Source organism: Candidatus Zixiibacteriota bacterium (assembly GCA_014728145.1).
Classification (GTDB): Bacteria; Zixibacteria; MSB-5A5; order JAABVY01; family JAABVY01; genus WJMC01.
Genome location: WJMC01000045.1, coordinates 1 through 19,403 on the forward strand (window position 1 = coordinate 1; position 19,403 = coordinate 19,403).

Here is a 19,403-nt window from a genome sequence, read left to right on the forward strand (position 1 = left end):
ACCATCGATAGTGGCCACATATTCAAGCCTGTGTTCCACCCCTGGAAATTGTTCAAATACGTCACTTATCGTTTCCGCAGGGACACCTGCCAGAAGCGCGGCGGCACCGGCGGCCATGGCGTTCTCGAGATTATGAGGTCCGGGAATCGAGATCCTCTCGACTGTTCCAAGGCTGCCTGTCATTTCATCTATTTTATATTTTATTTCATCACCTTCCAGGTAAACTCCCGGCAGAGTTTTCCGGGCCCGGGAAAAGTATACTTTCCTGACAGGGAAATCATCTGCCAGCTTACAGAGATAATCGTCATCGGCATTGACGATCAGATTGTCCCGGGCTGACATATTCTCAGCGATCCGCAGTTTGGTCTCGGCGTAATCTTCAAAGCGACCATAACGATCCAGATGATCCGGGGTCAGGTTCAAGATCATGCCGATCTCGGGGCGGAACTCAAAAATCCTTTCAAGCTGGAAAGACGAAACTTCCAGAGAGACCCAGGCCTTGGCCGAGAGGCTGTCGCTGACTTCTGAGAGCGGGTAGCCGATATTCCCGGCCGTGGCAGATTCAAAACCGGCAGCTTTGAAGATCTCTCCCAGAAGTGAGGTCGTAGTTGTTTTACCATTGGAACCTGTAATCGCCGCCAGGTGAGCGTCACACATCCAATAAGCCAGTTCCAGCTCGGAAAACACCGGCACCCCGCACGATTCGGCGGTCAGGATAATCGGGATATCTCCGGGCACACCGGGCGACACCACCAGGTAATCGACATTCTCAAGGAGACGGTCGGAATGACCTCCGGCCTCATACTCGATCTCATACTGCCTGAGTTCGGCGATTTGGGAGGAGAGCTTGTCTTCATCCTGAAAGTCGGATACAAACGGCCGTCCCCCCAGCCGTTTGACAAGCCTGGCGGCCGCCAGCCCTGAACGAGCCATGCCGATTATACCGACTGTACGATTTAAAACCCTGTCAACCCGCATAAAATTTATCTGATCTTTAATGTGCTCAAAGTCAAGAGTGCGCATAATGCTCCCAGTATCCAGAAACGAACCACAACTTTCTGTTCCGGCCATCCGCTCAATTCAAAATGATGGTGGAGAGGAGCCATTTTGAAAATCCGCTTACCCCATAGCCTGTATGAGATAACCTGCAAAATGACAGAGAGCGCCTCTGCAACAAAGACTCCTCCCACTATCAATAACAGTAATTCTTTTTTCAAAAGTATAGCCACCGCTCCCAGGCCTCCGCCCAGAGCCAGAGCTCCGGTATCTCCCATGAAGACCTGCGCGGGATGGCTGTTGTACCATAAGAATCCGAGCCCGGCACCGATTGCCGCCCCGCAATAGATAGTCAGTTCGCCGGCGCCTTCGAAGAAACTAATGCCGAGATAACTCGAAAAATCCGCCCGCCCGGTGACATAGGCAAATCCGGCAAAAGCCAGAAAACTCATTCCGGTCAATCCGATCGCAAGGCCGTCAAGCCCATCGGTCAGGTTGACAGCGTTCGATGAGGCGGTCAGGACCAGTATCACGAACGGAATAAATAAAATGCCGAAACTGAGGACGTATTCCTTTAAAAACGGTATCTCGGTAAAACCGTTGAATTCCGGGTCAGGCGGTGAATAGTACAGAATCGTCCCAAAAACCAGTCCCAGCAGGATCTGCCCCAAAAGCTTGTATTTTCCGACCATACCCTTGGGCTTTTTCATGATAGCTTTCATGTAGTCATCCATGAAACCCAGGATACCGAGCCAGACAGTTACCAAAAGAATCAACTGCACGAAACGGCTGTGCAGATCCGCCCACAGGAGAGTTGGAATTATTATGGCTGTCAGTATGATGATTCCGCCCATCGTGGGAGTACCTTCCTTGGTGTAATGCGACTGCGGTCCCTCTTTTCGAATCTTTTCGGTGACCATGCTGGATTTCAGATAGCGTACGATGAAAGGCCCTACCAGGAGCGATATCATAAGCGCAGTGATAGTCGCCGCAGCGGTCCGGAATGTTATGTAGCGAAAGATATTGAAGAAACTGATGCTGTCAGTCATGTCATAGAATAGTTCGTAAAACATCAGATTTCTCCTATCAGTCTGGATTTTAATTCAGCGACCACCTTGTCGAATCTCATCGCGCGTGAGGCCTTGACCAGAATGATGTCGCCTTCCATGATCGTTTCCATGAGGCATTTCGCGGCTTCATCGGTGGTAGCGAAACTCTCGATTTTGTTATCATCGTAGCCACAGGCGACCGCCCCGTTGGCAATCTTGAGCGCCAGCTTACCGGCGGTTATAAGCACATCCGGTTTGTTTTCAGCCACCATCCTTCCGACCTGCTCATGCAGTTTTAGCTCCTGCCTGCCCAGTTCTTTCATGTCACCCAGAAAAGCGATTTTTCGGCCGCCCTCGTCAATATCATGCAAAACCTTCAAGGCATAACTCATTGAAGTCGGATTGGCATTGTAACTGTCATCGATTAATGTCACATTGGTGAGCTTGACCACTTCCATGCGCGATGATCTGCCCCGGTAAGCTTCCAGGGCCGGCTTGATCTCTGCAATCGACAGACCGATCCGGCCGGCCACCGCGCAGGCGGCCAGGGCGTTATAGAGGTTGTGCAGTCCCGAAGCCTGGAGATGAATCGACTCTCCGCTGAGCTCAAATATTACGCGCCCATAGCTGTTAGAAGAGAATCGTGCCGGACGTATATCGGCAGGACTATTGACCGCGAAACTGACCTTCTCCCGAACTTCAGACTCAAACCTGTCTTTCAAAAATGAGTTGTCGAGGTTGAAGAACGTGACAGTCGATTCTGAACTGTGCTCGAGGATCTCAAATTTGGCTTTAGCGATATTTTCAAGCGACCCCATCGTTTCCAGATGAGCGGGGCCGATATTAGTGATCAGGGCATAATCAGGATCGACCATTTCGGTCAGGGTGGCGATCTCTCCCGGGTAGCTCATGCCCAGCTCCAGTACGCAGATATCATGGGTGTCATTGAGCATCGCCAGGGAAAGCGGTATTCCATAGAGGTTGTTGAAATTGCCGGGTGAGCGGAAAACATTGTACTTTACGGCAAGGCAGTCGGCGATGATTTCCTTGGTTGTGGTTTTGCCGTTGGTGCCTGTAAGTGCAACTATCGCGGGGGAGAATTTATGTTTCCACCAGAGAGCAAGCCGGCGCAATGCGAGTTTGGTATCATCTACCGCTACTGCGCGCGGTTTGATTTTTTCAGGAAGGTCGGAGATAGAATTCTTTTCGACCAGAAACAGCGCGGCGCCATTTTTACCGGCCGGTTCGACATACCTGTGCCCGTCATTATAATCGCCTTTGATCGCCACAAACAGGTTACCCTGTTCAATCGTCCGGCTGTCGATCGAAAGACCGTTGAATGCTATCTCTTCCGCGGGTTCTCCGATAATCTCCGCATCGAGTATTTTTTTGAGGTCGCCTAACTTCCCTGTTATCACCTTCGGCTTATTCCAATCCTATGTCTGGGTCACCTCCCGCACTATAACACGATCATCAAAATCCATTTTGTCCTTGCCGACAATCTGGTAGTCCTCGTGACCTTTGCCCGCAATCACGACTATATCGCCTGTTTGGGCAAGTTCGAGTGCCTTGGCGATAGCCTCCCTGCGGTCACCGATAACATGCGCTTCCCTGGAGGAATTCAGCCCCTTCTCGGCATCAGCCAGAATCGACTGGGGGTCCTCTGTGCGCGGGTTATCGGTTGTCAAAACGACCACATCGGCAAACTCCGAGACTGCTTTGGCCATCAGCGGACGTTTCTCCTTGTCACGATCACCGCCACATCCAAAGACGGCAATCAGACGTTTTTCATCGGCAAGTTCCTTGGCAGATTTCATCGCATGTGACAATGCGTCAGGCGTATGAGCATAATCTATGAATACTTTGTAATCTTTATCGAGATGAACCGGCTCCATCCGTCCGGGCACAAATGTCATCGCTTCCAGCCCGCGCTTGATAGTGTGCGGATCGACACCGGAAGCCAGCGCTACGGAAGCGGCACAGAGCGCGTTGTTCAGGTTGAAACGACCGTTTAACTTCAGGTGAACTTCGACATCTCCCAGGGGCGTATACAGTAGAAATGTAAAACCGTCGTCCACTTTTTCAACCTGGCCGATGCGGACATCCGCCTTCGGATTTTCCATCGAGTAAGCCAGGTACGAGGATTCCGCGCGAGCCAGGAAAAAATCATAATTGGGATCATCCATATTAAGCACCGCCCACTTATCCTTGCCCTTGACCTTGTCAAAAAGCAGGGCTTTTGCTTCACGGTATTCCTCCATAGCGCCGTGAAAATCGAGATGATCCTGAGTCAGGTTAGTAAGCGCCACCACATTGAAATCAATCATCCGGACCCGGCCTGTTTTGAGTGCGTGCGAAGAGACCTCCATAATAACATTGCGGAGTCGCTCCTGGAGCATAATCGACATCAGCCTTTCCAGGTGCAGAGATTCGGGCGTGGTATTGAAAGCCTTAAACTGATAGCTTCCGGCCATGTATTCGATCGTGCCGATAAGACCGGAACGCTTCATCCGCTGGTCGAATATCGACTTGACCATGTAGACGGTAGTGGTCTTGCCGTTGGTGCCGGTGATTCCGGCCACCTTGAGCTTGCGTGACGGGAAATTATAAAATCGGGCGGCCAGAAGAGACAGGGCATGACGCGCGTCCGGAACCTTGATTACGCATTTGGCATCGTAGTCGCCATCTTTTTGGCATACAATCGCATCAGCCCCCTCTTTGATAGCATGATCAATGAACTCATGACCATCCTGAATCGATCCGATCATGGCCACGAACATATCTTCAGGATTGATCAGGCGCGAATCATATTCTATTTTTGCGATCTCGATTTCGGGATCACCTTTGACTTCTTTCTCCGGCAGTATACTGATTAGTTCGGATACTTTAATGGCGCACCTCCCCGTCTTTTAATTTGCATATCAGCCTGATGGACTCATCGCGCGAGATATAACTATTACCTTCGGGTAAGGATTCGATGACATCGCCGTTACCCTCGATCGAACAGGCCAATCCAAGTTCAATCACTTTTTGTACAGCTTTACGGGCAGACAAACCCCTTAAATTCGGCAGAAAAACAGCATTCGAGTCCAGTTCGGCGTTTATACTGATAGATCGGCTGGTGTGCGTGATTCCTTCAGGCTTATCGGTCCGGGAATCTATCTCCTTATTGAACAGCGAGTTACTACTATCCCGGAAGATTTCCTCCGGAGGGGTGGCGAATTCCAATGGGGGCTGATTGCGTCTTTGTTCAAGCTCCACAATCCGTTTCGCGGCCCGCGCAAATGCAGGCCCGGCTGTGATCCCGCCGTAATTGATCTTTTCCGGTTCATCTATTACAACGATTGCGGCAAAGCGGGGATTTTCACGCGGGAAGTAACCTCCAAAAGAAGCCATGTAACGGGATTTATCGTAGCCACCTTCGGGATCCGGTTTTTCAGCGGTCCCGGTTTTGCCGGCAAAAGTGATACCGTCAGTTAAGGCATAATGAGCGGTGCCGGTGTCGACCACAAGTTCGCACAGCTCTTGAAGCTGTGCAGTCGCTTCCGGTGAGAAAATGCGTTTTTGAATTTCGGGGTAAAATTTTTTGATTGCGGAACCATGCCTCGAGACCACTTTCTCCACCAGCATTGGTTTCATCATGATTCCATCGGAGGCCACCACTCCAAACACGCGCGCCATCTGCAGAGCTGAAGCTGAAACCTCATGTCCGATCGAGAGCATGGCGCAGTAGTATTCCGACCAGACCTCGGGTTCATGCAGTCTGCCGGACGGTTCGCCGGGAAACTCGAGTCCGGAGGAAAGACCGAATCCAAATTCACAGGCATACCGAAAGAGCTTTTTGGGTCCGAGCCTGAGCGCCAAGCGCCCGGTGGCGACATTGCTGGAAAGTATAAAGGCTTCAGCCTGGGTTATTGTATCGAGTTCTTTATCATCTCTGACCCTGATATTGTTAAAGCGAAATTCGCCGTGGCCGGCCCAGATCGTATCCTCCAGATCGATTAAGTCCTCTTCTAAAAGTGCACCGAACACGATCGTTTTGAAGGTACTGCCCGGCTCGAAGAGATCACAGATCGCCGAGACTTTCGGGATCCTGGTGTGTTCGACGGGATGGTTCGGCTGTACATTGCACATTGCAAGTATTCGACCGCTTTCGGGATCTATCAAAACTGCAGTTCCCGCCAGCGCATCCCATTTCTCGACTGCGGCGCGGACCTCTTCTTCCAAAATCTGCTGGTATTCTATGTCGATCGTCAAATAGACATCCTCACCGTCGACAGCCGGAATCTCCGGCTGGCTGGTCAATGGATACAATCCCCCGCGCCCGTCCCGCAAATACGATCGTACCCCGTCTATACCGCTCAGGTACCTGTCACAGTACAGTTCTGCACCAGCTTTGGCGTAGTGGTCGTGGTTGACATAGCCGAGAAGATCAGCCGCGGTGGAACCGTATGGATAGAGCCTCACGAAATCGGTCTCCGATTTGATCGCCTTTAGATTTAGGGCACGAATTTTGTCACACAGTTCGGGATCGCACTTCTTGACCAGGTATGTTCTCCTGCCGGCCCGTTTGCGTAAAAACCCGCGCAGACTGCGTTCTGACTTACCCAAAAGAGGCGCAACCCTGTCGGCTATTTCATCGAGAAGCTGGAGCGAATCAGTGCTCACATAGAAGTTTTCCACCTCGACTGAGTATGCCAGCACGTTGCCGTTACAGTCGTAAATCGTGCCACGGCGGGCCTTGATCGGAAGATCCTGACGACACTGGTTTTTAAACTGGCGACTGAAGTCATTGCCACGGACGATCTGGATATGAAAAAAACGACCGTAGAGAACTGCAAACCCCACCAGGACGATCGTGAAGAATATGATAAAACGTGAAGATTTGAGCGGTTCAGCCTTCATGCGACTCTGTTCCCTCCATGCTTGAACGCAGTGTATCGGACTCGGGTTTTAGTTCATCTATATTGATCAATTCGGTACTGTCATTTTGCTTCAAAAGCTTCAGCAGGGAGTCGGAATAGAAAATGATTTCCTTGGGGTGGCTGGCCACCATATCCAGTTCACTGGAAGCCCTGCGGCGAATATTTTCCAGCGAGAAATGGCGGGTGATTTCGCTTTTCTGGAAATCGCGGCTCTTTTCGAGATACCTTACCTCGGATTCCATCCGGCGAATATCTGCCGAGATTGACTGGAGAGCGATTCTCTGCCAGATGAACAGGTAGGCCACTCCCAGGGCCGCCAAAACGATAGCTGTCTTTTTGAGAGCCGGTTTCAGTTTTTTCATAAAAATAGAACCAAAAGCAGGGAGCCGCCCAAAGCTCCCTGCTCAGCTTTGGTTTGATGCGCCCTTCATACTTTCGCCGCTGCCCTTAGCCGCGCGCTGCGCGCACGCTTGTTGACCTCAAGCTCCTCTCGGGAGGCAGTCATCGCTTTGGAAGTAAGGTTTTTCAATCTGAAATCCCTTCTGTCCAGCACCTCTTCTAATTCAGGCGGCAAACCGGATTCCCGGCTGTGCGATCGTATGAAATTTTTTACTATTCTGTCTTCAAGCGAATGATAGCTGATGACAACCATTCTCCCCCCGCTTTTAAGCGAACCAGTCAGGGATGCCAGTCCCTGTTTGAGGTTGTCCAGCTCATTGTTAACTGCGATCCTGAGTGCCTGCCCGATTTGGGCCAGGCCCTTGCTGCGGCGGTTTTGGGGAAAAAACTGTGCGACAATCGAAGCCAGCTGGCGGGTGGTTTCAATCGACTCCCGCTGGCGATATTCGCAAATTTCTTCAGCGATCCGGGAAGCCTGCTTCAACTCGCCGTACTCCCGGAAGAGCTGTTTGAGCTCCCGATAAGAATACGTGTTGACGATATCCGCGGCCGTCAACGGCGCGCCGGAATCGAAACGCATATCGAGGGGATTGTCTGCCTTGAAGGCAAATCCCAGCTGTCGATCGAGCTGGACTGAGCAGATTCCCAGATCCAGAAGATATCCGGAGATCGGCAGGTAGTCGGACGGTATCTGTTCGGCCACCTGATGATATCCGCAATTTTGAAACTCTACCCTGCTCGACATACTCCCCAGCCTTTTTTCGGCCATCTCAAGCATCCTCCGATCCAGATCACAGGCAATAACTCTACCATTTTCAGACAGCTCATCCACTATCAAACGCGTATGACCGCCATTGCCGGCAGTTCCGTCGATATAAATACCATCTGGATCATCGATTAATAGCTCTATTACTTCCTTGCCCATGACGGGCACGTGAAATCTATCCTCAGCTTCCAAATAACTGATCCGCTGATTCTTCAAAACTCATATTGCTCGAAAGGAATTTCTTGAACTCATCCGGATTCCAGATCTCAATATGCTGTGTTGCACCAAATACGAGCGCGTCCTTTTGCAGTTTGGCCTCTCCGATCAAATCCCTGGGAATTGTGATTCTACCCTGGCTGTCAGGTGTCACCGTATAGGTGTTGGGAGACAAGTGGCGACTAAGCACGCGCTGGCTACGGTCCATGGACGATTTCTCGGCAAACATCTCCTCCAGCTTGCGCGTCCATTCATCGGGGATAAAAAGCCCCAGACAGCCGTCCAGCCATTTCGACAAAACGTAATCCTTGACTTGTTTCTTGGGGGAAACTCCGAGCGGCCGGGCCTTACGAAGCTTGGCGGGGATAGCCAGACGACCGTTGTCGTCCATCGTAACCAGATATTTCCCGGTATAACCGATCAACCTGCATCTCCAAAATCACCAGAATTCCCCAAAATTCACTCTCATTCACCAAAATACACCAGAGAGAACCACAGTCAAGAAAAAACATAAATTTAACTTGCAAAAAAAGTTAAGCTCCTGAACACTATGGGACTGATCCTACAATTTAGCGCGAATCAGATTAATCAGGTTGAAACGCTAAAAAACCGCAAAATTAACCCAACAACTTAATGCTATTTACTGCAACAACTTAGAGCGCCAATAAAATAGCAAACAGAAATCTCCCGGATCGGCAAACTGCTTGCAATAGTCAGGGCGGCAACAACAAGGTGGGTGTGTATGAGAAGGGTTTTTCTTTTTACAGTTGTTATATTCATGTTTTACGTCAACGCGTTCGCGGAAAGTGAACGCTACGAGATCGACTTGAGCCGGGAAATTCACCAGCTGTCACCATCAGAATGGAGAGAGTACTGTCTCAATTCGAAGCAGTGGAGTTACAATCTCAATCAGGAAGGTCTGCCAGCTTATTGCTTCAGCTTTGAATGTCCGGCCCAAAAGCATCCGCAACTTATAAAAATCAATGTGGTAGAAGCGGTTGAGATGTCTTCCACAAGCCTGGACCAGATCAAGTACATTGACCGGATTACCAGTTCTGAAGCGGAAATCAGCCTGTCTGATCTACCGGGTTTAAACGGTGCGAAACTGGCAGGATTCGAGTATGACCTGGTTCATAGATTCACAAGCGACATAAGCTATTACGATCTGCTAATCGTGCCGTTTGTAAACAACCGCTTTGTTGTAAAATTTGAACTTGAAATAGAATTTGTTGACAGCGCCCACTATGTCGCTGATTTCGAGCGGATTTCGTCCCCCGTAAAAACTGTAACAAACAGCTTAGAGGGCGGAAAACCGATCCAGAGCAAAGGATATTTCAAGTCCGGAATGTCCGGTGGATTCAGCAACTATACAGAATATATCATTATCACTAACTCGGAAATGGCGCAAGAATTTAAACGGCTCGCACTGTTCAAAAGGTCGCTTGGTTACACCTGCAAAGTCAAACTGGTCGAGGATATCGAAGCCGAACAGGCGGGAATCGATCTGCAGGAGAAAATTCGCAACTATCTCAAGACTGCCTACAATGCCGGTGCTGACTGGTTGTTGATCGGCGGCGACGAGACGATCGTACCGGTGCGCGGATTGTACGCCGCCAATACGAACCAGCCGGTTCCCTATGACTATGTGCATGCCTCCGACTTGTACTATGCCGACCTGAGCGGTGAATGGGATGTCGATGGTGACGGTGTCTGGGGCGAACCCTCCCATGACAATCCCGATCTCCAGCCGGAACTGCTGGTGGGCCGGATGCCGGTGCGTGACAGCCAGGAAGCCAGAATCGTGATCGACAAATCCATCGCCTATGAATCCGGGGCTGTGATCGAGGGTGATTTCATAGAGAAGGCCTTGATCGCTTCTTCGGACCAGATGCGCGACTGGAATCTGGGACAGGGCCAGGAGAGCTTGATTGCGGATTATTTCCCGGATAATATATATGTAGATCTGAATTCAATGGCAGAAGCTCCCTCGGGTATCGATGCCAGCCCGAGCGGTCCGTATGCCACCGAATATATCGAGCTTTATTCCGGGGGTTGGAATTTCGCGCTGGTACTGGCTCATGGCGCGTGTGAAGGGTTCGTGACAAAATCCTCCGGCTACAACAACTGGCCCAAGACTTTCGTCTGGGGCGGTGAAGTCGTCAATCCCAACTACGGATACCTGGAGGACCTGTCAAATTATGGCCAGCCCGGAATATTCTACTCGGTAGCCTGCTCGCAGGGCGGGTTCGATCTCGACAACTCACCGCGCAATTCCGGACGATGCGTGGCTGAAACGATGCTGATTCTGGAAAACCGCGGTGCCTGTGCTTTTATCGGAAACACACGCTACGGGTGGGTATCCAGTTCATATAAACTGGGACAGGATTTTATAGATTACATCTATAACAGCGATAACCGCCTGGGCCCTGCCAACCTCTATTCAAAACTGAACTATTCACATTATCGCGATCTCAACTACGGCCTCAACCTGTTCGGCGATCCGTCACTGGCCGTCTGGACAGAAGCCCCTCAAAGCCTGGCTGTCGATCGACCAGACAATATAAGTTCGGGAAACAACAGTTTCAATGTCTCGGTCAATTCCAACGGTCAGCCGGTGGGCGGCGCGATGGTTACGGTTGTCAGCGACGATGAAAACTATTTTTTGGATTATACCGATGCTTCCGGCAAGGCAGTGGTCGCTTTTAACAGTAGCTATGATTCCAGCGTCGTGTTAACTGTCAGCAAACCGGGCTGTATCCCCTTCGCGGATACATTGGAGACATCGATCGTACTGGATGCCGATGATGATGCCGATGTGCTTCCTGATGGCTTCACTCTGTACCAGAACTACCCAAACCCGGCCAACCCGACCACCACCATCAGCTTCGATCTGCCCGCTCCTGATCATGTCAGGCTGTCGGTTTACAACCTGCTGGGCCAGACTGTTTATAAGAGTGACCTGGGTATGCGGGAAAGCGGCCGTCATGAAATCGAACTCGACCTGTCTGAATATTCCAGCGGTGTCTATTTCTATCGCGTCATGACCTCAACCGCGATCCGGTCGAAAAAGCTTATGCTCTTGAAGTAAAAACCCTTTTGACTCCCCGGTAAAGCGCACGCAGATGGGCCGAAAAAACCAATATTATTGAACAGAATAAATTGGGGATCAGGTACCTTATCCCCTTATAGTACCCGGTAAGATAATCAATAAACGCCTTGTGCTGTAAGTAGACCGAACGCATGGCATTCTGCGAAGTTGCCTGACCATGCTGATGGATTACCGTTGCCGATGGTATGTAGATGATCTTGTAATCGGCGGCAAGGACCCTGCGGCAGTAGTCGACATCATTGAAAAACAGCGGAAAGCGCTCATCCAATAAACCCACATGATTTACAACCTCGCGGCGTATCAAAACCGCCGAGAACATAGGTTGCATAACTTCCGCCTCACTATCATAGTCGAACCAGGGCATCTTCCATTTATTGATGATTCGATTTGCGGGAAATAAGAGATGCAATCCGAGGTGGTGGCTGATGATGTCGAGATGGTTCGGGAATGATCGAATCGAGAGCTGGCGACTGCTGTCCGGATTCAGCAGTTTTGGAGCAACTATCCCATACTCCGGATCGGAAAACAATTTGTCCGCCAGTATGTCGATCGCCTCACCTTCAATGACAGTATCCTGATTCAAAAACAGCACGGCTTCTCCCCCGGCATGCTTCAAACCGGAGTTAACCGTATGAGCGTAACCATAATTGCGATCATTAAACAGCGAGATTATACCGTTTTGATCGCGCAGATAATGGCGACTGCCATCGGTTGAAAAATCATCGATGGCGATGATCTGAAGCTCGTGCCGGCCGGTATAATCAAGTAGTGCGTCAAGGCAGTCCTCGAGTACCCCCATCCCGTTGAAGACCGGAATCACGACCGAAATCTTCATCTCAGGCGCCCCATAAGATCAGCCATACGCTCGGTTTGTGCCTTACGACTGTATTGACTGATCTGATCGCGGCGAGACTCGATCCTGAGATTGCCGGAGATGTGCTTCTCGAACAGCGTTTTTACCTGACTGCGGATCTGCTCCTTATCTTCGGGATCGAGATGATACACCTCCGCCAAACCGGTGATAACACCCATAGCGGGAGAAGACTGCCTGAACATCGCCAAAAGCGGTTTATCGAAATACAATGCTTCATAGAGCTTACCCGGCATATTCAATTCCACACCTTCAGCTACCCCGCTGAAGACCACTAAAGCCGACGCTCCGCCAAGTTCACGCAGTGTCTTTCGATGGCTCAGGTAGCCTGAGAACTCGACATCTATTGTCGAAGAAACATCAGATTTGAGTAGTTTATGAATCGGCTCGGTCAGTGAACCGATCTGATGAAAGCGAAAGCGTTTTTTGAATTCTTCGGATTCATCAGCAAGACGCACCAGGGCATCAATAAACAATCCGGCATAATCATAATTGACCAGGGTGCCTCCATGAGCGATCACGAATTCATCGGGCAGGCATTCTGCGATATCGCGGAAATCAATGGGATCGTAGCCGTTGGGAATATGGTGAATCTTGTCGGCATAGGCCTGATATCTCCGCTTCAGGTCAAGGCTGTGTTCTGCGGTGACCGCGGTAACCAGGTCAGCATCCTTCATAGTTTTCGCTTCCATAGTGCGGTTCAGCAGGCCGTGCAGAAATGTCAGTTCAGGCTGGTTGTCCCCGGCCCAGGGATCGCGAAAGTCGGCCAGCCAGCCGGACTTCAGTTCAAGTTTGAGCCTGCGGGCCAATAGATGCACCGACGGAGGAGGCGATGTTGAAATTATCCAGTCCGGAGCGAAAGCTCGTACTTTTTTCAGGCATTTGCCATATACATTGTTGGCCCAGAACAAACGGCTGTCAGGTACTCGCATGAAGCGTCGCAAAAAATTGTTTTTACGAGACAGGACATAGCTGTTTTCATCCTTGACCTGCTTTCCCATACTGACCGGATCGGCTACCGAAATCACTTCGACATCAGCGGGAAGCTTATCAGCCAGGCTTCGATCCAGAATCGGGTAATCATTAAAATCGGAAGTCAGGACCATCACCTGCCAGCCTATTCCTGACAGGTAACGTGCTATTGCAAGGGCACGCTGGACTCCCCCCAAACCCATGGGTGGGAAATAGTAAGCTATCAGCAGAACCTTCTTAGGTTTTTCCGGCAAGACGCTCGAACTCCTCCTCGACCGTGGCCATGTTGTTTTCCCAGACAGCATTTTTTTCAATCAGGTCGAAATTATACTTACGGGCTCTCGCTCTCAGTGATGGGTTCTCGGCCGCCCAGCGGAGCATACGGGCCAATGCTTCGATATCGCCCACGTCAAAAAGCAGGCCGTTCTGCCCATGCTCAATCCATTCACGGTTGCCCTCAATATCGCTTACCACCGGAAACAGCCCGGAAGCCATAGCCTCAAGAAGTGAAACCGAGGTAGAATCCGACCTGGAGCAGGAAACGTAGATGTCAGCCCTGTGAAGTTCATCGAAGACCTGCTTATGTGGCACTCTCCCGGTAAAATCGACTTTCTTCAGACCGAGTTCTGCGACTGCCTGGCGCAGATCATTATCCTGACTGCCACCTCCAACCACAATCGTTTTATTAATCATTTTGTCCGGTAAGATTGATACCGCCTCCAGTAGATCGGAAACCATGTAGAGCGGTTCGAGCTGACGGGTCGATATCAGGACCACAGACTCATCAGAAGAGAACCCGGCCTGCTTTCCATTTTCGAGCACATCCCTATCGATCCCGAAGGGAACGGTGATGACCTGATTTTTCCAATCGGATAACTTACTTACCTGTTCGGTCAGCATCGCGGCATCGGTAACAATCATATCTGCGTTGGTGAGAACATGCTTGACACGCTTACGATGAAACCAGCTGTTGTCGGCCGAAATCAAAACATCAGATCCCCAGGCATTGACAGCCAGCGGTCTGAACCTGCTCATCACACCCAAGAGACCGTAGTTCGGTATAAAATGGCAGTTCAAAAGATCGGGTTTGAAATCCGCGATTGCTTTCTTGAAGCTCTTAAAAGCCAGCGGGTACTTTAAAAACTGGGGAAGTCTGGAGGCCGGGATCTGGAAATCAGCTTTATAATCTTTTGATTTTTCAAGCGACAGGGTCGCCACCTGGTGGCCCTTGTTTCTGAAATATTCAGCGTAGCGTACCAGGTGGATGGCGCGAATATCGCCGGCGATAAGAAACCGCATCAGAACATTCTCCTGACCTTGCCGGCCAGCCGCGAAAGCGGTCTCTGGTAGTTGTATTCAAAATAATTTACTCGGTCTGTTCCCCAGCCGGTCTTGAAGCGATTCAGCCCTTTTTTATTCTGCGGGCCGGAACCGAAGTTCAAAGTTTCAACACCCTTCTGTTTCATTATTTTTATTGATTCCCAGAACAGGAAAAAATTCGCGTTTTGCTCAAAGGCGGTCTGGTTGGAAACAGCATACCAGCAAAATGTTGATTTTCGATGCACGAAAAAAATTCCCGATGAAATCGTCCTGCCATGAAATGTCACTTTTGGCCAGAACAGCTTGGGACTGCCATAGAAAATATCAAACAACGCACGGAAGAATTCGATCCGATAATGAGGCTTACGGCCCTGGCGGGTGGCGGTGGCCTGTATCAGGTCGAAATAATCCTCGACATCATCGAGCGAACTGACATCCGAAAATTCAAAGCTATGGCTGTCCTCATCGGGAATATTGCGTTTATGCGATCTTCTCAGGCGCGCAAGCTGTTCATCGGAGGAATACTTCAGGTTGAGTACATGAGTGTATTTGGGATTGACATCGTAGGCATGCAGGTTAGTGTTCAATTCAGGAGAGAACTGGACTATGTTGACGCGGGTGAATTTTTCGCGCATACACCAATAGGTGAACTCGCTTTCGAGTTTCTGGCGCAATTCGATATCTCCGTTATCTTCGACAACCGCGCCCCCATAGCACCCGCGCGGCATCGAGTACGCTTCTTTGAAACGGAATTTCATCCGCTGACAAAACGGGATACCGCCCACGATTTTATCACCGTCTACGGCCAGGTAGACAAAAGCCTGAAACGGAAAAGACTTCTCCCACAACTCGAGCCACTTGCTGAGCTGAAATACATTACCGCGCTTGTCAATTAAATTATCCCAGGCGTCTCGGTCCAGGCGATTCAGCCGGACCGGGTAGAAATCGATCATAGTTTTCTGACAACAGCCACTTTCCCGGTATGACTGTTTCCTTCCTCATCTCGAATATAAAACAAATACATTCCGCTGGCAACCATCTCGCCGTCGCTGTTGGTGCCATCCCATCCGGAATTGGACATAACCGTCTCGATCCTGCGTCCGTCGAGACTATAGATCTCGACCTCAACCTGCCCTTCATAATTAAAAAATACGCGTCCCCCGGAGGAGGTCAAAACAAATGGATTCGGGTAGGCGAAAACTTCGCTGACATCATCGGTGACAGCCCCGATATCGTAGCTCAAGCGCGAAATTCCGTTCTCTGTGCAGATCCACAGACGGCGCTCTGAATCGAACAGCAGGGCGTTAATATTATCGCTCACGATATCACTTGTGGCTGTCGTAAAGGATGTGAATTCATTCGAGGAAGCCTCACTCAAAGCCAGCCCGGAGGGAGTCGCCACCCACATATTGTTCCTGCTGTCGAAGACTATATCGTTGACCTGCGGTCCTATCCCGACCGGCAGTATCGCTCGGATGAAGCGGTCGATGCCGGTATCGAAAAAGGCCACGCCGACATCGGTACCGATCCAGAGTGTATCGTTGCGGTCGGCGGTAATCACGCGCACATTTTCCGAGGGCAACAGGGAATTTGAGTAGACCAGGTGTTCGATCGGCAACATGGTGGGAGAAAACGGGTCATCGTCGTACTCGAGGACGAAGATACCATCATCCTCGAACCCGGCCCAGAGCTTATCACCATCGGAATAGATCGAAATGATCTTGGCTTCCTGGTTAAAATCCTGGTAGCTGTAAAAATACCATTCATCTGTAACACGGGAATAAAGCGAAACCGGCCTGCGAACATGACCGCGGTAACAGGCGAACCAGAACACACCCTCGGTGTCGAGATGCATATCCTGGATCACGATGTAATCCAGACCGCCCGGATCGGAATTGCCGATCAGAGTGCTGTTGGATTCATCGTATTGAGTTACAGCGAAATTACTGTCGACCTTGAATGCACCCTGGCCAAATGTACCGACCCAAATATTGCCAACATCATCGACTTCAAGGTCGAGTATGTTTGAGCTGGGAATATTCACCGTCGTCCAAACACTGTTATCCAGAAACGACAGCTTACCGTCTTTGTGAGCAAAAACCAGCCGTCCCGCGAAATCTTCGACCGCATCCACCACGAGGTTTTCCGCCGGCCCGGAGATGTCATAACCGTTCCAGGCCTGCCCAAATTGTGCGAACATACCCGCATCCTCAATTCCGACGATCAAACCCATCTCCGGGTCAACCAGGATTGCGGTTATAGCGCCGCTTACTGACGCTCCGGTGAGCGTGGCCGTGCTATCGTCGTAATAGGAATACAACCCGCCATCGACACATCCAAAGTAGAGGCTGTCCTGTGACTTACCCACAGCACTGACCTCGCAGTTAAAGCTGAGTGTCTGCCCGATTTCGATGCCGTTTGAATTCCTGATGATCTGGTACACCAGGCTGTCCGCCACCGCCCAGAGGTTTTGATCCTGCGGGATTAAAAACGAGAAATCATCACGAATCAACCCGTCGATTTGATCTTCGGTTGTAATGCTTGTCCAATGCGTGTAATCGAGCAGGTTGGGATCGGATTTTTCAGCATATGCCATCCCCTCTGAGGTCGCCACCCAGATCGTATCGTTTATGACCACCGCGCAGTTCACCCCGGTGCCCTGGACAATCGCACCGAAGCGTCGATAGGTCTCGCGGATTTCGCCGTCATGGCGCTCGATATCGAACAAAGACAGGCCGACATTGGAGGAAATCCATAAGACCATACTGTCAGCGAACAGGTAGTTCAGCTCGAGCGGATCACCGTCGCGGTCAAAGAAGGGGTACTGACGAAACTCCGTATTGTTATAATCGAAGCGGGTAAGGTAGCCCCCTTTACTACCGAAATAATACCATTCGCCGGCGAAAGCCGAGGAGAGCAGGCGATTGTCACCCAGACCCTCGGTATTGGTAAATTTCGAATATGCACCGGTTTCCGGATCGACTACCAGCAAACCGCCTTCAGTCGAGGCCAGCACTACTTCGTTGCCGGCGATCAAAGCATGAATATATTTGCTGCTGGTGTATGTCTTCCACTCAAAGGCCAGTACCTGCCCGACCGAGCATAAGAGTGTCATTACAGAAATGAGAAAGAATATAATTTTACGCATCTGCTCTTTTTACAACCCCCAAAGTAAAACGACTCAAAATCAATATGCCCGCAAGTATTATAATAATTTTAGGAAGCCACATACCATGTTTTGTAAAAAATGTCATCTCTTCGTTTGTATGTATAACTCCCCTGACCGAGGTCTGTTCAAACAGTTCACTGCGATCATGAATTCTGCCGTAGGGATCACAGAAGAATGAAAATCCGGAGTTGGCCGAACGGGCGAACCAGCGGCGGTTCTCGACCGACCTGAATGGAAGTATATAGGCATGTTGATATGGTCCGGCTGACCTTCCCCACCAGGTATCATTGGTAATCGTCACCAGAAAATCAGCGCCTTTGTCCACCGCCCTGCGGTTGAGCTCGGCAAATCCGACCTCGAAACAGATCATCACAGCGTAATCGCCCTTGCGCATACGGAAGATCGTGATCGAATCCCCCATACAAAAATCGGACTGGCCGAAATGAAAATCCCACAGAAACGGAAAATGCTGTATGTAGGGTATCTTTTCCGAAAACGGTACCAGCCTCAGTTTGTGATGGACATACTCATAATTGCCGTTCTGATCGACCTGTACCGCGCTGTTAAAATCACAGTTTCTTTCTCCCCGGCGTTCGCGGTCGAAAGTACCGATCAAAATATTCGTTTTCAATGTTCTTGCCAGATGAGCCCAGTGCATACGCGTCTGTCCCCCCAAAAGGATTTCGCGTACCGCGGTTTCAGGGAAGATCACCAGATCTGCTTTCTGCCCGGCTTCCATGGTCATGTGCGTCAGGCGGTCGCGCGACAGTGACAGGCTGTTTCCACTGAATTTTTCCTCGAGAGTCAGGTTGTGCTGAATCAGGCTGACATTCACTTTTGAGCCGTCTGCCGTATAACCGGATAACAGGCCATGGATCAAAAAAAACAGCAGGATAATTCCCGCCCCCGAGCCATACAGGACCGCGCGCGTGCGGGCCTTTTTTCGACTGACCCAGGCCATGTAGACAAGCAGGTTGATGACAGCGATAAAAAATCCGACCCCCAGGTCACCCCACCAGGAAGCTGTCTGAATCATCGGCAACAGCTTCGATTGAGTGTAAGCCAGTTCCACCCACGGAAAAGCGAATTCGGACATTGTGCGAACATATTCAACCGATGTCCACAAGATCGGAAAAGTGGCGATCCAGTATTTGCCTCTTGCCGACAGCCAGCCATACAGGCCACACATAAGCGCCATAAACAATGCCTGTATCAATGCCAGCGCAACCGGCGCTCCGGGGGTGGCAATCCAGGTCAGGAAAAACTTGATTCCCGGGCTTCCCTCCAGATTGGCCGAGCTGACATAGGAAAGTATTCCGTAACCAACCCAGTACAGAAGCACCGCTGATTGCATAAAACCGAACAGGTATCCCCGCCCGAATCCGGTTTTGAAGCCCTTACCCGCAACCGCCATGATCAGGGGCACCAACGCGAAATAGGCCACAAAACCAAACGGCAGGGGTGGATAAGCCAGGCAAAACAGAACCGCTGACAGGGTAACCAGGCGCCTGCCCGGGTCAAGCACGAGGGATGGGAAAAAGCGAACGATTGATTTGACTGTTCTCTTAAAGCTATTGTCACGCGAGGGGGCGCTATTCATTGCAATCGTCC

General features: G+C 50.5%; 15 protein-coding genes. 1 reads left to right on the plus strand and 14 read right to left on the minus strand.

The window, feature by feature from the left end; all coding sequences use genetic code 11:
* From murD to GF404_02645, 8 genes are all read right to left on the minus strand, one after another.
* The coding region (murD, locus tag GF404_02610) for a UDP-N-acetylmuramoyl-L-alanine--D-glutamate ligase (protein ID MBD3381068.1) at positions 1–1,071 on the minus strand (1,071 nt) is incomplete at its 3' end.
* On the minus strand, positions 984–2,069 hold the full coding sequence (locus tag GF404_02615) for a phospho-N-acetylmuramoyl-pentapeptide-transferase (GenBank protein MBD3381069.1): 1,086 nt from the start codon (positions 2,067–2,069) through the stop codon (positions 984–986). The genes murD and GF404_02615, both read right to left, overlap by 88 nt.
* The gene (gene murF, locus GF404_02620; protein ID MBD3381070.1) at positions 2,069–3,463 is read right to left on the minus strand and encodes a UDP-N-acetylmuramoyl-tripeptide--D-alanyl-D-alanine ligase; all 1,395 of its coding nucleotides are present in this window, start codon (positions 3,461–3,463) and stop codon (positions 2,069–2,071) included. Before murF ends, GF404_02615 begins: the two co-directional genes overlap by 1 nt.
* Positions 3,464–3,481: 18 nt before the next feature.
* Entirely contained in the window at positions 3,482–4,936 is a 1,455-nt protein-coding gene (locus tag GF404_02625; protein MBD3381071.1) for a UDP-N-acetylmuramoyl-L-alanyl-D-glutamate--2,6-diaminopimelate ligase, read from the minus strand.
* Entirely contained in the window at positions 4,932–6,950 is a 2,019-nt protein-coding gene (locus tag GF404_02630) for a PASTA domain-containing protein (GenBank protein MBD3381072.1), read from the minus strand. Before GF404_02630 ends, GF404_02625 begins: the two co-directional genes overlap by 5 nt.
* Positions 6,940–7,332, minus strand: coding sequence for a hypothetical protein (locus GF404_02635; protein MBD3381073.1), 393 nt, complete (start codon positions 7,330–7,332; stop codon positions 6,940–6,942). Before GF404_02635 ends, GF404_02630 begins: the two co-directional genes overlap by 11 nt.
* Before the next feature lie 65 nt (positions 7,333–7,397).
* On the minus strand, positions 7,398–8,327 hold the full coding sequence (gene rsmH / locus GF404_02640) for a 16S rRNA (cytosine(1402)-N(4))-methyltransferase RsmH (protein ID MBD3381074.1): 930 nt from the start codon (positions 8,325–8,327) through the stop codon (positions 7,398–7,400).
* Positions 8,317–8,775 carry a hypothetical protein gene (locus GF404_02645; GenBank protein ID MBD3381075.1) on the minus strand — a complete coding sequence of 153 codons (459 nt, stop codon included), beginning with the start codon at positions 8,773–8,775 and terminating at the stop codon, positions 8,317–8,319. The genes rsmH and GF404_02645 overlap by 11 nt, the downstream gene beginning before the upstream one ends.
* Before the next feature lie 318 nt (positions 8,776–9,093).
* Here GF404_02645 and GF404_02650 point away from each other — a divergent pair, with 318 nt between their 5' ends.
* Positions 9,094–11,439: a T9SS type A sorting domain-containing protein gene (locus GF404_02650; GenBank protein ID MBD3381076.1), complete on the plus strand. Its 2,346-nt coding sequence runs from the start codon at positions 9,094–9,096 to the stop codon at positions 11,437–11,439.
* Here GF404_02650 and GF404_02655 read toward each other — a convergent pair.
* The 6 genes from GF404_02655 to lnt are packed head-to-tail and all read right to left on the minus strand — an operon-like array spanning position 11,423 to position 19,392.
* A complete protein-coding gene (locus tag GF404_02655) occupies positions 11,423–12,295 on the minus strand; it encodes a glycosyltransferase (GenBank protein MBD3381077.1) in 873 nt (290 codons plus the stop codon). The two genes, GF404_02650 and GF404_02655, sit on opposite strands and share 17 nt — an antisense overlap.
* Complete coding sequence (locus GF404_02660) at positions 12,292–13,608, minus strand: glycosyltransferase (GenBank protein ID MBD3381078.1); 1,317 nt, start codon at positions 13,606–13,608, stop codon at positions 12,292–12,294. The genes GF404_02655 and GF404_02660 overlap by 4 nt, the downstream gene beginning before the upstream one ends.
* The gene (locus GF404_02665; GenBank protein MBD3381079.1) at positions 13,541–14,602 is read right to left on the minus strand and encodes a glycosyltransferase; all 1,062 of its coding nucleotides are present in this window, start codon (positions 14,600–14,602) and stop codon (positions 13,541–13,543) included. The genes GF404_02660 and GF404_02665 overlap by 68 nt, the downstream gene beginning before the upstream one ends.
* Complete coding sequence (locus tag GF404_02670) at positions 14,602–15,576, minus strand: GNAT family N-acetyltransferase (protein MBD3381080.1); 975 nt, start codon at positions 15,574–15,576, stop codon at positions 14,602–14,604. Before GF404_02670 ends, GF404_02665 begins: the two co-directional genes overlap by 1 nt.
* Positions 15,573–17,771 (minus strand): T9SS type A sorting domain-containing protein, encoded by a 2,199-nt coding sequence (locus GF404_02675; GenBank protein MBD3381081.1) that lies wholly within the window; start codon positions 17,769–17,771, stop codon positions 15,573–15,575. The genes GF404_02670 and GF404_02675 overlap by 4 nt, the downstream gene beginning before the upstream one ends.
* Positions 17,764–19,392: an apolipoprotein N-acyltransferase gene (gene lnt / locus GF404_02680; GenBank protein MBD3381082.1), complete on the minus strand. Its 1,629-nt coding sequence runs from the start codon at positions 19,390–19,392 to the stop codon at positions 17,764–17,766. Before lnt ends, GF404_02675 begins: the two co-directional genes overlap by 8 nt.
* Positions 19,393–19,403 lie beyond the last annotated feature (11 nt).